The sequence below is a fragment of the Anaerobacillus sp. ABA4_114 genome (assembly GCF_056159065.1).
Genome location: NZ_JBSWUM010000001.1, coordinates 2,688,737 through 2,702,691, shown reverse-complemented (window position 1 = coordinate 2,702,691; position 13,955 = coordinate 2,688,737). Strand labels below are relative to the sequence as shown.

15 protein-coding genes are annotated in these 13,955 nt (G+C 41.9%); 12 read left to right on the top strand and 3 right to left on the bottom strand.

Translation table 11 applies throughout. The annotated features are described in order from the left end of the window. The first annotated feature begins 70 nt into the window (after positions 1–70). From ACXAEY_RS13775 to ACXAEY_RS13760, 4 genes are all read left to right on the top strand, one after another. Positions 71–334 carry a hypothetical protein gene (locus ACXAEY_RS13775; protein WP_474812582.1) on the top strand — a complete coding sequence of 88 codons (264 nt, stop codon included), beginning with the start codon at positions 71–73 and terminating at the stop codon, positions 332–334. Positions 335–420: 86 nt separating this feature from the next. Further along, the gene (locus ACXAEY_RS13770; protein WP_270181462.1) at positions 421–1,083 is read left to right on the top strand and encodes a type 1 glutamine amidotransferase domain-containing protein; all 663 of its coding nucleotides are present in this window, start codon (positions 421–423) and stop codon (positions 1,081–1,083) included. 331 nt (positions 1,084–1,414) lie between these two features. Beyond that, positions 1,415–1,693: a hypothetical protein gene (locus tag ACXAEY_RS13765; protein ID WP_270181463.1), complete on the top strand. Its 279-nt coding sequence runs from the start codon at positions 1,415–1,417 to the stop codon at positions 1,691–1,693. Positions 1,694–1,717: 24 nt separating this feature from the next. Continuing rightward, positions 1,718–2,566, top strand: a complete 849-nt coding sequence (locus tag ACXAEY_RS13760; protein WP_474812580.1) for an aldo/keto reductase — start codon at positions 1,718–1,720, stop codon at positions 2,564–2,566. A 94-nt stretch (positions 2,567–2,660) separates the two neighbouring features. Here ACXAEY_RS13760 and ACXAEY_RS13755 read toward each other — a convergent pair whose 3' ends face one another. Beyond that, a complete protein-coding gene (locus ACXAEY_RS13755) occupies positions 2,661–3,176 on the bottom strand; it encodes a cupin domain-containing protein (protein WP_474812578.1) in 516 nt (171 codons plus the stop codon). A gap of 250 nt (positions 3,177–3,426) precedes the next feature. Here ACXAEY_RS13755 and ACXAEY_RS13750 point away from each other — a divergent pair, with 250 nt between their 5' ends. The 5 genes from ACXAEY_RS13750 (at position 3,427) to ACXAEY_RS13730 (ending at position 8,500) form a co-directional block, all read left to right on the top strand. Next, positions 3,427–3,927, top strand: a complete 501-nt coding sequence (locus ACXAEY_RS13750; protein WP_270181466.1) for a PTS sugar transporter subunit IIA — start codon at positions 3,427–3,429, stop codon at positions 3,925–3,927. Between the two features lie 61 nt (positions 3,928–3,988). Further along, entirely contained in the window at positions 3,989–5,392 is a 1,404-nt protein-coding gene (gene treP / locus ACXAEY_RS13745) for a PTS system trehalose-specific EIIBC component (RefSeq protein ID WP_270181467.1), read from the top strand. A gap of 108 nt (positions 5,393–5,500) precedes the next feature. Next, complete coding sequence (treC, locus tag ACXAEY_RS13740; protein WP_474812575.1) at positions 5,501–7,180, top strand: alpha,alpha-phosphotrehalase; 1,680 nt, start codon at positions 5,501–5,503, stop codon at positions 7,178–7,180. 11 nt (positions 7,181–7,191) lie between these two features. Next, a complete protein-coding gene (gene treR, locus ACXAEY_RS13735) occupies positions 7,192–7,908 on the top strand; it encodes a trehalose operon repressor (protein ID WP_474812574.1) in 717 nt (238 codons plus the stop codon). Between the two features lie 58 nt (positions 7,909–7,966). Next, positions 7,967–8,500, top strand: a complete 534-nt coding sequence (locus ACXAEY_RS13730) for a GNAT family N-acetyltransferase (protein WP_474812572.1) — start codon at positions 7,967–7,969, stop codon at positions 8,498–8,500. Between the two features lie 33 nt (positions 8,501–8,533). On the opposite strand, the gene ACXAEY_RS13725 is transcribed toward ACXAEY_RS13730, so the two are convergent. Further along, complete coding sequence (locus tag ACXAEY_RS13725; protein ID WP_270181471.1) at positions 8,534–8,665, bottom strand: hypothetical protein; 132 nt, start codon at positions 8,663–8,665, stop codon at positions 8,534–8,536. Between the two features lie 138 nt (positions 8,666–8,803). On the opposite strand from ACXAEY_RS13725, the gene ACXAEY_RS13720 reads away from it, so the two are divergent. Next, on the top strand, positions 8,804–9,388 hold the full coding sequence (locus ACXAEY_RS13720; protein ID WP_474814833.1) for a kinase: 585 nt from the start codon (positions 8,804–8,806) through the stop codon (positions 9,386–9,388). Positions 9,389–9,642: 254 nt separating this feature from the next. Further along, complete coding sequence (locus ACXAEY_RS13715) at positions 9,643–9,837, top strand: hypothetical protein (RefSeq protein WP_270181473.1); 195 nt, start codon at positions 9,643–9,645, stop codon at positions 9,835–9,837. A gap of 21 nt (positions 9,838–9,858) precedes the next feature. On the opposite strand, the gene ACXAEY_RS13710 is transcribed toward ACXAEY_RS13715, so the two are convergent. Further along, positions 9,859–10,497, bottom strand: a complete 639-nt coding sequence (locus ACXAEY_RS13710; protein ID WP_270181474.1) for a LysE family translocator — start codon at positions 10,495–10,497, stop codon at positions 9,859–9,861. 170 nt (positions 10,498–10,667) lie between these two features. On the opposite strand from ACXAEY_RS13710, the gene ACXAEY_RS13705 reads away from it, so the two are divergent. Next, a complete protein-coding gene (locus ACXAEY_RS13705) occupies positions 10,668–13,904 on the top strand; it encodes an SNF2 helicase associated domain-containing protein (protein WP_474812569.1) in 3,237 nt (1,078 codons plus the stop codon). Positions 13,905–13,955 lie beyond the last annotated feature (51 nt).

The window sequence follows — 13,955 nt, the reverse complement described above, 5'->3', positions numbered from 1 at the left end:
ACAAAGAAGGTGACGCATTGTTATATACTAGAAAAGGAGAATAGTAGGGATAGCGAAAGGAGAATTAGTATTGAAGCCGCTTGAAAAGAAATGGATACATATTATAAACGGAATTCTTGGAATCATCATCGTTCCTTACTCGATACTCGAGTTGATCGGCGTTATTGTCTTAAGATCGGATAACGTGTACAGCTTGATTCCGATCGGGCTTTTGCTCATTTGGCTTGTTTTGTACATCATACAAGTGAAAAAGCAAAACACGTTACTCGTCTTCGGAGCAGTTTTCTTGAATGTTTTTTATATGTTCTTTATCATTCCAAAGGTACTGTATTAGTCTAGCCACTTCGTATGATTAAAAATAATATCATCGGGTAATATACAAAAGTGGTTAGATCATAGAAGATAAAGGAGAGGATTTCATTGAGTAAAAAAGTACTAATGGTCGTAACGAACCATACAGAAATCGATGCAGAAAATAAAACAGGCCTTTGGCTTGAAGAGTTTGCAGTTCCTTACAATATCTTCAAAGAAAAAGGTTACGATATTAAGGTAACGTCAATAAAAGGTGGACGAGTAGAACTGGATCCAAACAGTATTCCTGAAGAGAACCCAGCAGAGTGGGAGGAAGCGCAGGAGAAGCTAACGAATACGACGCAATTATCGAATGAAGATGCGAATCAGTTCGATGCAGTATTCCTGCCTGGTGGACACGGTACGATGTTCGACTTCCCAGATAGCGAAACGCTTCTTCACGTTCTTCAGGAACAAGCAGAGAATGACAAGGTCATTGGAGCTGTTTGCCACGGTCCAGCTGGACTCGTAAATGTAACGTACAAAGACGGCTCACCACTCGTACAAGGTAAGCAAGTGACTGCATTTACAGATTCTGAAGAAGAAGAGATGCAGCTAGTCGAAAAGATGCCGTTCTTGCTTGAATCCACGCTCCGTCTTAAGGGCGCAGATTTCACTTCTAAAGACAACTGGGCTGACTATGCAGTTCGTGACGGCAAGCTCGTAACAGGGCAAAACCCTCAATCAAGTGCTAGCGCAGCAAATAAAGTCGTCGAAGCATTAGAAGCATAAGCATATATGGAGAGCGAATCCTCGAGATTCGCTCTTTCTTTGTTATCGTGGGTTTTCAATGACGGAAAATAAGGGAATAACAGACATATCGGTGAAAAACGAAAGAATATCAGCGGTTTTTGCTTTTTATCAGCGAAACATGGGTGGATATCGGCGAAAAATGAATTTTATCGGCGAAATCTACCTTATATCAGCGAAACCGTGTTACATGTGTTCCAAAAGAAGGAGCTAGAGGGCACGGTGTAGAAGTGGATTTTTACTGCAGGATTAAAACATGGTATAACAGGCATATAGTAGTAACTGAGATTATGTAAAGAAAGCAGTGACGAACATGACATTTATCACTTCTCATCCGTTTATAGAGATGGTTCGTAAGATCGAGCGGACCGGTCAGCATACGGTAGAAGAAAAATATGAATTAGAGCTCTATGAAGATAGCATTCGCTCCACGTCTCAGTATTATCGGTTGAACGATGTGTTCGATGTATCGTATCGCTTCACATCGGAAAGCTTTGGTTTTCTTTATCTCCACACAAACAGAGGCGTCATCTCTTTTATGATAAAAGAAGATCCTCGTTCGTTTGTTGAAGAATATAAGAAGTTGATTTAACCATAGGGGGAGGATGAAGAGGGGATGGGAATAGCACGCGTAACACTCTCAAACGGTGTGAAGATGCCACAGGTTTGTTTTGGTGTTTTTAAGCTAAATGGAAACGAAGCTGTTCAAGCTGTAACCGAAGCGCTTCAGTTCGGATACCGAGGTATCGATACCGCTTCTTACTACGGAAACGAAGAAGCAGTTGGCGAGGCGATCAAGCAATCAGGGATTCCTCGTGAAGAACTCTTTATAACCTCAAAAGTTTGGAACGATGAGCAGGGCTATAATGAAACACTAAACGCGTTCGACCGATCACTCGAGCGGCTCGGTACTGATTATCTAGATCTTTATCTAATCCATTGGCCCGTTCCTGAGCTGTACCAAGAGACATGGCAGGCTCTAGAGAAGCTGTATCATGAAGGGAAAGTTTGCGCGATCGGTGTAAGTAACTTCGAGAAGCATCACCTCGAAACGATCCTTAAGAATTCAAGTGTGACGCCTGTCATGAACCAGATCGAGTTTCATCCTGAACTGATTCAAGAAGACCTTAGAGCCTATTGCGATGCGAAAAATATTCAAGTGGCGGCATGGTCTCCTCTGAAACGAGGCAAGGTATTATCGAACAGGGCGATCAAAGAGATCAGTAAGAGTGTTGGAAAGTCACCGGCTCAAGTTGTATTGAGGTGGTGTCTAAACCACGATGTTGTTGTGAACGTAAAGTCATCAAAGCCCGAGCGGATAAAAGAAAACGCTGACTTGTTCGATTTTAACTTAACATCTGAACAAATGAAGAAGATCGATGCTTGCAATGAAGATAGCAGGCTTGCTCATCATCCGGACCATAAACCTTTTTATGATGAAACGGTCCCGGAAAGAAAAGGGTAGACGTATTTGAAATAACATGACTCTATAACAACAAAACCGACCAGAGGCATTTGCCACTGGTCGGTTTTTGTGTACGTCTATTGAACGGGCTTCCTTACGACCCTCTATTTACATTCGACCATATCTCTATAAGCGGACCATCGCCACCGAAGATCGGATCTGTCTCTGGAAACGGAACGTGCTGGATTGTTTCAAGAGCATCTCGTTCGTTCGGATCACCGGTTTTCAAGTCGTGATCTACTCCATTCGGGTACGCACCAACGACCTGGAAATCTGAAGATGCGCTTTCTCTTTTATGTCCGACGCCTGCAGGAATAACGACTGCATCGCCCTTTTTAACGTCTACTTTTTCACCGTTTTCGCCACCGAACGTGATGGTAGCTTCTCCACTTACAACACCAAGGACTTCGTGCGTATTGCTGTGATAATGATGGTAATCGAATACGCCGTTTTGCCAGCTGTTCGTCCAGTTGTTCCTTTTGAATTGATCCACGCATTGGTTTTCAAGATCTACTAAACTTCCACGATAAAGGATAAGAGGAAGATCTGGGTTGTTCGGTATGTCCCCATTCTCCTTTAAATAGAGCGTTTCAACATCCACTTTGTTCATTCATTATCCCTCCTTCATGTCTAATACATATATTAAACGATTTCACACAACATAAAACATCTTTTCGTTTAGCAGGAGGATAAAAGGGAAAAGGATTATTGATTTCATTGGAAATTGCTTCTTCCCCCGATTATCGATTAAAAAACGTTCCAGTTGACTAACTTGTATATACAAGGTAAACTACGAATTGTATTGAACATGTATAGACAAGTTAAACAATAAATGAAAGCGGTTGAAAGGAGAATACATGATGCTTAAGAAATTATTCGGTAAGAAGGAAACGCCTACAGAGGAGAAAATTCTTGCTCCGATGAACGGAAAGGTCGTTGAACTTGAAAACGTACCGGATCCGACGTTCGCACAAAAAATGATGGGTGATGGTGTTGCGATCGAACCGACTGATGGTGAAGTTGTTTCACCAGTAAACGGAAAGATCATTCAGTTCTTCCACACGAAACATGCTGTCGGCATCGAGTCTGAATCTGGACTAGAACTACTCATCCATGTTGGTTTAGAAACAGTTGGTATGGGTGGAGAAGGTTTTGAAGGACACGTGAAGGAAGGCGACAAAGTTAAGGTCGGCGACCCATTGATCTCAGTAGACCTTGATCTTGTGAAGGAAAAAGCAGCAAGCACGATCACGCCTGTCATCATCACGAATGCAGATATTCTTGAGAATGTTGAGAAGTCTTATACAGATGGCGCTACTCGTGGTGAAGTCGAAATTATGCATACAAAGGTTAAGAAGTAATTGATGAATGACAACAGGTCGTTCGTAGGCGACCTGTTGGTTATGAATAGGGGGAAGAAGCATGGCTATTGACAGAAAGTCTGTCGAGCAGATCGTTGAAGCGATCGGTGGTAAAGAAAACGTATCAACTGCTACACACTGCGTAACAAGACTACGACTCGTATTACATGATGAAAGCAAAGTCGATCAGGAAGCACTTGAACAAAATGATCTCGTAAAAGGTTCTTTCTCGGCTAACGGTCAGTTTCAGGTCGTCATCGGGCAAGGAACTGTTGATAAAGTGTTTAAGATCTTCGCTGAAATTACAGAAATTGAGAGCGCATCCAAACAGGATGTAAAGAACGCTGCAGCACAGAAACAAAATATGTTACAACGTGCTGTTAAGACGCTAGCAGATATTTTTATCCCAATTTTACCTGCCATCGTAACTGCAGGTTTGTTACTCGGTATCAACAACATTCTAACTGCTGAAGATATCTTCTTCAGCGCACCACTCGTTGAGGTATATCCTCAGTGGGCTGACCTTGCAAGTATCATCAACTTGATCGCGAACACCGCCTTTGTGTTCTTACCCGGACTGATCGGTTGGTCAGCAGCGAAACAGTTTGGTGGTAGTCCGTTACTCGGAATCGTTCTTGGTCTTATCTTAGTCCATCCTGATCTACTTAACGCTTGGACGTATGGTCAGGCAGATGACATTCCAACTTGGAACTTGTTTGGTCTTGAAATTGAAAAAATCGGTTACCAAGGGCAGGTCTTACCAGTTCTTGTATCCGCGTATATATTAGCGAAAATTGAAACGTTCTTAAATAAACGGGTGCATGATTCCATACAGATGCTTGTTGTTGCACCAGTCGCATTGCTCGTAACTGGATTCCTTGCGTTCACGTTGATCGGACCTGTTACGTTCTGGATTGCAAACCTCTTGACTGATGGATTTATTGGCTTGTTCGATGCAGTACCAGCGATCGGCGGTCTTGTATATGGTGCACTGTATGCTCCTCTCGTTATTACTGGTATGCATCACACATTCCTAGCAGTCGATCTTCAATTGATCGGAAGTACAGGAAGCACGTTCTTGTGGCCGATGCTAGCTCTTTCTAACATCGCTCAAGGTGCAGCAGCACTTGCGATGATGCTCGTTACGAAGCAGGAGAAAACGAAAGGTCTCGCAGGAACATCTGCAGTTTCTGCATTCCTAGGTGTAACCGAGCCAGCACTTTTCGGTGTAAACCTTCGCTATCGTTTCCCATTCTTTGCAGCAATTATCGGTTCTGCCATCGCAGGACTCGTTATTACGGTAATGGGAGTAGAAGCACAGTCGATCGGAGTTGGGGGCGTTCCTGGATTCTTATCGATCTTTAAAGAATATTGGGGAGCATTCTTCCTAGGAATGGCAATCGTTCTTGTTCTACCATTCCTTCTTACACTCATGTATGGGAAGATAAGAAAAGTAGAGAATTAATTAGGACGTACGATATCACCTGGAATGTCTACCGGTTCATATGACAGTTCCGGTGATATCGTTTTTTCGTATTGAAATCATTGAAATTGAATTAGGGAGTTGAGTTGCGTGCAAGCATGGTGGAAAAAGTCAGTCGTGTATCAAATCTATCCAAAGAGTTTTAATGACACGACAGGAAATGGTACAGGAGATATCAACGGAATCATTGAGAAGTTAGACTATTTAAAAACACTAGGTGTGGACGTAGTGTGGTTAACGCCGATCTATGATTCCCCTCAAAATGATAATGGATATGATATCCGTGATTATTTCAGTATCTATGAAGAATATGGGACGATGGAAGACTTCGATCGTTTGCTTGAGGAAGCTCACGCACGTGACATTAAAATCATCATGGATATCGTTGTAAACCATACGTCGACAGAGCATCAGTGGTTTGTTGAATCACGTAAATCAAAGGATAATCCATACCGTGATTATTATATTTGGAAAGATCCTGTGGACGGTGAGGAACCTACGAACTGGCAATCCAAATTTGGTGGCTCGGCATGGCAATTTGATGAGGAAACAGGACAGTATTATCTTCATCTATTCGATGTGACACAGGCTGATTTGAACTGGGAAAATGAAAAAGTACGTGATGAAGTCTATAACATGATGACGTTCTGGTTTGAAAAAGGTGTTGATGGGTTCCGTCTCGACGTCATCAACCTGATTTCGAAAGATCAAGATTTTCCAAACGATGATGGATCGGTTGCCCCTGGAGATGGGCGTAAATTTTACACAGATGGACCTCGTGCTCATGAATTCATGAACGAAATGAATCGAGAAGTGTTTATGAAGTACAATCCGATGACAGTCGGTGAGATGTCGTCAACAACGATAGAGGATTGCATTAAGTATTCTAATCCAGAACGTAATGAGCTAAGCATGACGTTTAACTTCCACCATTTGAAAGTGGATTATCCTAACGGTGAGAAGTGGTCGGTCGCAGACTTTGATTTCCTCAAATTAAAAAACATCCTGTCGACATGGCAGAAAGAGATGCATGAAGGAGGAGGCTGGAACGCGCTATTCTGGTGCAACCATGACCAGCCAAGAATCGTTTCCCGTTATGGGAACGATGGTGAGTACAGAAAAGAGTCAGCAAAAATGCTGGCTACGACGATGCACATGATGCAAGGAACGCCGTACATTTATCAAGGCGAAGAGATCGGAATGACCAATCCGAAGTTCGACGATATTTCTTCTTATCGTGACGTTGAATCGTTGAACATCTATTCCATTCTTCAGGAAAAAGGGTATAGTGAAGAAGAAATCCTTGAGATTTTACGACACAAGTCGAGAGATAATTCTCGTACGCCTGTACAATGGAACTCAGATTCTCAAGCAGGATTCACGACAGGTGAACCTTGGATACCGGTCGCAAAAAACTATGAGCAAATCAACGTAGAAGATACGCTTCAAGAAGAGAATTCGATCTTTGAACATTATCAGAAGCTGATCGAGCTACGTAAGACCGTTGAGGTTGTAACGGAAGGTAGCTATGAACTCATCTTAGCGAAAGATCCACAGATTTTCGCTTACGTACGTGAAACCGATCGAGAAAAGCTGCTTGTTATTAACAACTTTTATGAAACTGAAGCGACGGTTGAACTTCCTGATCATGTAGAGGTTGACGGGTTCGAACGCTTGCTTTCAAATTACTCCGAAGATCCACATGAGGAGATCGATGGTAAGGTGCTAAGACCATTTGAATCCGTCGTGTACTATGTCAAAAAGTCATAGGTGATGGTGGAATGAAACAAACGAAATATGCTCAGATTTATCAAGAGCTATCAGAGAAAATCCAAGATGGGACGTACAAACCGAACAGTAAACTACCTTCTGAACACGAACTAGCAGAAGCGTATGGAACATCTCGAGAAACGATTCGAAAGGCATTGAACCTCCTCTCACAAAATGGATTGATTCAAAAAATCAAAGCGAGAGGTTCCGTTGTGATCGATGTCAATCGATATGAGTTTCCTGTTTCGGGTCTCGTCAGTTTTAAAGAAGTATCTAAGCGAATGAGCAAAACGTCTAAAACAATCGTTCATTACCTGGAAAAAGAACAGCCCACAGAATGGGTGAGAGAGCAACTTGGTCTTCGTAGTGGCGATTCTGTGTGGCATGTAGTCAGAGCAAGAGAAATAGACGGAGAAAAAATCATTTTGGATCGAGATTATTTTCCTGTACAATCCGTTCCCGAATTAACAAAACAGATCTGTGAGAACTCGATCTATGATTATTTGGAAAACGATCTTGGATTATCGATCAGCTATGCGAAGAAAGAAATCATTGTTGAGGATGCACACGAAGATGACAGGCGCTATCTAGATTTAAAACATTATGAGCACGTCGTTGTCGTGCGTAACTATGTGTATTTAAACGACACGACTTTAATCGAGTATACCGAATCTCGTCACAGGTTAGATAAATTTCGGTTCGTTGATTTTGCAAGAAGAGAGAAATAACATGTTGGCAGCATACATCTCGTATGCTGCTTTTTTTATTAGAAGAAGGTTTTTCGATATGTTAAATAGAATGAGTATGGTGCGAAAGGAGAGAGAAGTGATGACAAAGCAGGCTACAGATCAACTAAAACTAGCAAGAACACAAGGATTTCACCTTGAAGCACTACGGAAATTCACTCTTTCAGATGATCAGATGAGGTACACTTCTCTGCCGATGCCAGCATTTGAAACGTGTATGAAAGATCATGAACGGCATCCAGTCGTCATTTTATCAGGAGAGAGAGTCGTTGGTTTTTTTGTATTACATAGTGGTGAAGGTGCGAAGGAATACACTTCAAACAAAAACGCTATGCTGTTAAGAGCGCTCAGTATCGATCAGAAGGAGCAGGGAAAAGGGTATGGAAAACATGCCATGTTTCTTGTTAAAGACTATGTAAAATCTAACTTCCCTGAAATTGATGAAGTGGTATTAGCCGTTAATGTGAAAAACGGAGTGGCTCGATCGATCTACCTTGAACAAGGATATGTGGATTTAGGTAAAAAGAAAGAAGGCAGATCAGGGCCTATGTCCATTCTTCATTTGTTTCTATAAAATCCCCAGCGTCTTTCCGTTGGGGTTTCTTATTTATGAAGACTTTTTAAGTGAAGTCTCTATTTCTTTTAAGTAAGCAGCAAATTCTTCTTTCGTAGTGGATGAATTCATCGCTTCTTCCACCAGAGGTAGCCAGTCTTCTGGCAGCGTTTTGGTTTTATGCATTCGTTCAATCCCCCTAAACTGTTCTTTTTATCGAATGTACTATCAGTTTATCCATTGCCTTGTTGGAAAGCAATAGAATTTGTGAAAAATGTTGAAAATTAGCAAAATTTATGAGGTGAGTGAAGCGTGAAGGAAGTAATGGACGATATTTTATCAAAGTTTCCAAAACAAAACAGGGTGGTAGTAGGCATCGATGGATTGAGTCGATCAGGGAAAACGACTTTTGTGAATAACATGTGTGAGAGGGTTACTGAACGAGAAGTCATCGTGATCCACATTGATGACTTTATCGTGTCAAGGAATAAACGATATGGAACAGGCTATGAGGAGTGGTTCGAATATTACTATCTTCAATGGGATGTTTCCTACTTACGAGATCACTTGTTTGATAAGGTTAAACAGAATTCTGAATTAACCCTTCAGCGTTATGATGAAAAGAGTGATACTCACACCTCTTACGTTCAACAGATTCCAGAAAATGCACTTGTCCTTATTGAAGGAGTTTTCATTCAGCGGGAAGAGTGGAGAGGATATCTCGATTACGTTATTTATCTTGAATGTTCTCGTAGAGCGAGGTTTGAAAGAGAGAGTGAGGAAACGAAAAAGAACCTTAAAAAGTTTTATGATCGTTATTGGAAAGCTGAAGACTACTATTTTGAAAAAGTAGACCCCGTTCTCCATGCAGACTTCGTTTTAGACAATGGAACAAGCCCCTCTAAGTAGAGGGGCTTTTCAAGGGACTTGCTTGTGGTACGGCCGGCCATCTGACAGCATCTTCATTGTAATGAAAGATAATGACCGACTGTATAAAAAAGTGTTGTCATAAATCCGGAATCAAATACGTTAAAAAAATAATTAAATTTTGTGCTCAAGTTGTAAGGCTGAAAAATGCCCGGGGATTTTGTAAGAAAATCGATAAATTCCTTGTTCCATCATATCTCCAATCCAATGTATGATAAAGAAGAGGGGGGAAAGATATGATACAGGTAGCAACTGGTTTAATCATATTTTTTATCGTGTTAATTTTGATCGGTACGCTTATGGTAGCAGGAAAAAGTGATAGTGGGTACGATAAGAAAGCGAAAAATACTAGCATTACGATTTTTTCTATTTATGTTGTAGTGAGTATATTAGCTGTTGCAGGAATCGCAATTTATGTGTACATGATTTAAGAGCGGCTAAAGCTGCTCTTTTTATTTTGAAGCTACAAATAGCATTTCTGCAGCGAGGTAACCAAATCGAAGACCGAAGAAGAGTAAGACAAGGCTTGCAACAACGCTTATTCCTCTTAGCGTTGCTGGTTTCATAAGTGTCTTGCCGAAATGGACGGTCAACGACATATTCAAGTTCCAAAGACCGATCCCGACGAAAACGAGTGTGGAAAGAAAGAATGCTTCCCATTTGTCAGGGCGCTGCAAGGATTGACTGAGAACTGAACCGTAAATCCCAAGCCAAAATAGAAGGTTCATCGGATTGAAGGCAGCGATCATGAAGCCTGTTGCATATGAGTTGAAAAGTCCCGACTTATCTTTGTCTCTCGCCTCATCAATACTGACAGAAGACAAGCAACCCTGAAGACCAGATAATGTAAGAATCACACACCCGAGTACGAGTAAAGCTATTTGTACATAAGATATTTTCACAAAAGCAGCGATTCCAAAGTACATCAAACACATCAGGATGAGATCTGCACTCATCCCGCCTCCGCCTACGAGAAGGGAAGACCAGAATCCTTTATGTATTCCTTGCTTCATGATCTCAATATTAATAGGACCGATCGGTGCTGCAATCGATAAACCAAGAATGATATGACCTACCACAGTTTCTAGCATCGATAGCATTCTCCTTTTTGGCATGTCTCTAATTAAATACATGTCCCAAAGTAGAAAAATAGAAGTGATGCATGAAAAAATATCTGAAGAAGCGGTTAAGATTTTGTGGAATGCATAGAAGATTGTATAATGAAGGGTACTACTACGCTGAGAATTGAAGTGATATCGAGATGAACCAATACTCAATGTTTTCGAAGAGTGAAATAAAAGAACGGTTTCCGGTGAGCTTCTATCAAAGAGGCCTCACTTACTATCAGGACGGTCGCGTGCATGTCCTGAACTATGATACAGAGAAAAAATCGTATACGGCACACGTACACGGAACGGATGATTATGAAGTCGTTATCGAGCTTTTGAGCGATAACTGGTTCGGCTCGTGCGAATGTGCCGCATTCGATACGTATGGAACGTGTAAGCATATCGCCGCTGTTCTAATCGCGATCAGCGACTCTCATCCACCGGATCAAGAAGAGAAGAAAGAAAAAAGCACTGCGCCACCCAAGAACTACGATGAAACTGATCAGTTGATCAGGGCTTTGAGCGACTATGATGTGGATTTGTCTGATATCCCTTCATCCAAAAAAGATCGCCTGCAGGTGGAGTTTACGATTAAAGGAACCTCCTATCCATCGCTTAGACGATCGAGGGGAGATGCCCCGTGGACGATTGAGATGAAAGTTGGGGTCGATCGCTTATATATTGTAAAGGATATTCGAGCATTCCTAGATGCAGTGCTAGCAGAAGAATCGCTATATTTTACTAAAAAGTTTAGTTATGAGCCTCATGAACAAGAATTCGATGAGCGAGATTACCCCTTTATCGAGCTGTTGCTAGCTGTTCGAAGTAACGAGAAAGTATATTTAAGCATTCCGGATAACTGGGGAAGATTTACAGATAACAGAGAGTTGATCCTGCCTCCTTTGACGGCGAACGAGTTTTTAGAAGAGCTTTATAGACAGGACCGTTCGCTACGTTTTGAATTTAATCGTGAATTATTTGAAGGTGTTACGCTTTATAAAGATAAGCATCCTTTTGATTTTGCTGTTGAGCAAGTAGAGTCTGACTATGTTTTACACTTGAATGGATTTGAAGAAGCTGCTGTATTTGGAACATACGGATGGGTGTTTCACGATGAATCGCTTTACAAAGTGAGCCAAAGGCAGCAGAAACTTCTAAGAGAGTTAGCTCCCTTTCGAAATTCAGCTGCAAGTTCTGTATCGATTTCTGGTGACCAGATCGAACCATTCCTATCTCAGGTCGTCCCGCGTTTAAAGAAACTAGGGGACGTCACGTTATCAGAAGATATTTCAGAGAAGATCGAAAGTCCAGCGCTTCGAGGGAAGGTCTATGTGAATGCAGAGGGTGAGCGTCTTCTCGTTAACGTCACGTACAAATATGGGGAAGATCGAATCGATCCGTTCGACAGCGCTTCGCGTATTGAGAACAAGGATGGAGGGATCATCTTAAGAGATAGTGAAAAAGAACAGCAGATCATGGCGCTAGTCGAGCAAGCATCTTTAAAATTCAATGGCCGAGAACTGTACGTAGACGATGAAGCATTAATCTTTGATTTCCTATATTGGACGCTTCCTCGGCTTGACGAACTTGCAGAAGTGCTTTTAACAGATTCTGCAAAGAAATGGTTACTTGATGAAGAGTCTGTTCCCGTGACGTCCGTTGACGTGGATGGTACAGGAACGTGGCTCGATGTTAGTTTTGATATGAAGGGCATTGATGAGGGAGAAATCTCTAATGTTCTGAAAGCAATGATAGAGAGGAAAAGGTATTACAGGCTTGAAAACGGCTCATTCGTTTCAATTGAAGATGAAGAATTCCAGCACGTTGGTAAGCTTTTGGACGAATTGAACATTAAAGAAAGTGAAATCAGTCGTGGAGATATCAAGCTTCCACTCTATCGTGGCTTGCAAATCGATGAGACGATGGGGAAAGAGAAGCGAAGCTCGCGTTATGGAAAAGCGTTTCGTGAACTGTTATCGAGACTGAAACATCCTGAAGACCTTCAGTTCAGTTTGCCAGAAGGGCTGGATGCTGAATTGCGTTCCTATCAACTGACGGGCTTTCAGTGGTTGAAGGCGCTTGGATATTATCATTTAGGCGGTATTCTTGCTGACGATATGGGGCTAGGAAAAACGCTGCAGAGCATTTCGTATCTCCTTTCAGAGAAGGAAGAAAATCCGAATGCAAAAGCACTTGTTATCGCACCTGCTTCGCTCATCTATAACTGGAAGAAAGAATTTGAGAAATTCGCACCTGGCATGGAAGTAGCTGTCAATGCCGGCGCACCTCCTGAACGGAGAGAATTGTTGTCTCAATCGGAGCCAGATGTGTGGATTACATCTTACCCAACGCTTAGGCAGGATATTTCTCATTATGAAGCGATGGAGTTTGATTCAGTGATTCTAGATGAAGCGCAGGCGATTAAGAATCCTGCTACAAAAACGTCCCAAGCCGTTAGGCAGTTGAGAGCAAGAAAAAGGTTTGCGCTCAGTGGTACGCCGATCGAAAATTCATTAGATGAACTGTGGGCATTGTTCCATTCGATCATGCCGGGATTCTTTCAAGACTTAAGTTCTTTTAAAAAGCTACCACATGAACAAATATCTAGAATGGTTCGCCCATTCATCTTGAGACGTGTGAAGCAGGATGTGTTGAAAGAACTGCCAGACAAAATCGAGACTGTTCAAGTTTCTGAATTAACAAAGCAGCAAAAAGAACTTTATCTCGGTTACTTGCATCGAATTCAGGAGGAAACAAAGGAGAGTCTCAGAGGAGAAGGCTTCCAACGCAACCGAATGAAGATTCTTGCAGGACTGACAAGACTGCGTCAACTATGCTGTCACCCGTCATTGTTTCTTGAAAATTATGATGGGTACTCAGGTAAGCTAGAACAGCTTATGGATATCGTAGCAACGTCTATTCAAAACAAGCAGAGGATACTGATCTTCTCTCAATTTGCAAGCATGCTGCGTATCATTCAGGATCATCTTACGGCCGCGGGACACGAAGTGTTTTATTTAGATGGTCAAACACCGTCTAAAGAGCGAGTTGAGATGACGGAACGATTTAACGACGGAGAAAAGGAAATCTTTCTTATTTCATTAAAAGCTGGAGGAACTGGACTCAACTTAACGGGTGCCGACACTGTTATCTTATATGACCTATGGTGGAACCCAGCCGTTGAAGAGCAGGCAGCTGGAAGAGCACATCGAATCGGTCAGAAGAAAGTTGTTCAAGTTCTGAGGTTGATCACGCAAGGAACGATCGAGGAGAAAATATATGAGCTCCAGCAAAAGAAGAAAGAGTTGATTCAAAAAGTCATACAGCCTGGTGAAACGATGATCTCAAGCCTGTCTGAGGAAGAAATTAAAGAGATTTTAAGTATATAGCGCAAGAAGCCTTCCGAAACTCGGAAGGCTTTTTTCTTTTGATTAAGTGGT

Excerpts from the sequence above, each read along its gene's own strand:
- ACXAEY_RS13765 (WP_270181463.1), top strand. The coding sequence starts at position 1,415 with ATGACATTTATCACTTCTCATCCGTTTATAGAGATGGTTCGTAAGATC.
- ACXAEY_RS13760 (WP_474812580.1), top strand. The coding sequence starts at position 1,718 with ATGGGAATAGCACGCGTAACACTCTCAAACGGTGTGAAGATGCCACAG.
- ACXAEY_RS13755 (WP_474812578.1), bottom strand. The coding sequence starts at position 3,176 with ATGAACAAAGTGGATGTTGAAACGCTCTATTTAAAGGAGAATGGGGAC.
- ACXAEY_RS13750 (WP_270181466.1), top strand. The coding sequence starts at position 3,427 with ATGCTTAAGAAATTATTCGGTAAGAAGGAAACGCCTACAGAGGAGAAA.
- treP (WP_270181467.1), top strand. The coding sequence starts at position 3,989 with ATGGCTATTGACAGAAAGTCTGTCGAGCAGATCGTTGAAGCGATCGGT.
- treR (WP_474812574.1), top strand. The coding sequence starts at position 7,192 with ATGAAACAAACGAAATATGCTCAGATTTATCAAGAGCTATCAGAGAAA.
- ACXAEY_RS13730 (WP_474812572.1), top strand. The coding sequence starts at position 7,967 with ATGTTAAATAGAATGAGTATGGTGCGAAAGGAGAGAGAAGTGATGACA.
- ACXAEY_RS13725 (WP_270181471.1), bottom strand. The coding sequence starts at position 8,665 with ATGCATAAAACCAAAACGCTGCCAGAAGACTGGCTACCTCTGGTGGAA.
- ACXAEY_RS13720 (WP_474814833.1), top strand. The coding sequence starts at position 8,804 with ATGGACGATATTTTATCAAAGTTTCCAAAACAAAACAGGGTGGTAGTA.
- ACXAEY_RS13715 (WP_270181473.1), top strand. The coding sequence starts at position 9,643 with ATGATACAGGTAGCAACTGGTTTAATCATATTTTTTATCGTGTTAATT.
- ACXAEY_RS13710 (WP_270181474.1), bottom strand. The coding sequence starts at position 10,497 with ATGCTAGAAACTGTGGTAGGTCATATCATTCTTGGTTTATCGATTGCA.
- ACXAEY_RS13705 (WP_474812569.1), top strand. The coding sequence starts at position 10,668 with ATGAACCAATACTCAATGTTTTCGAAGAGTGAAATAAAAGAACGGTTT.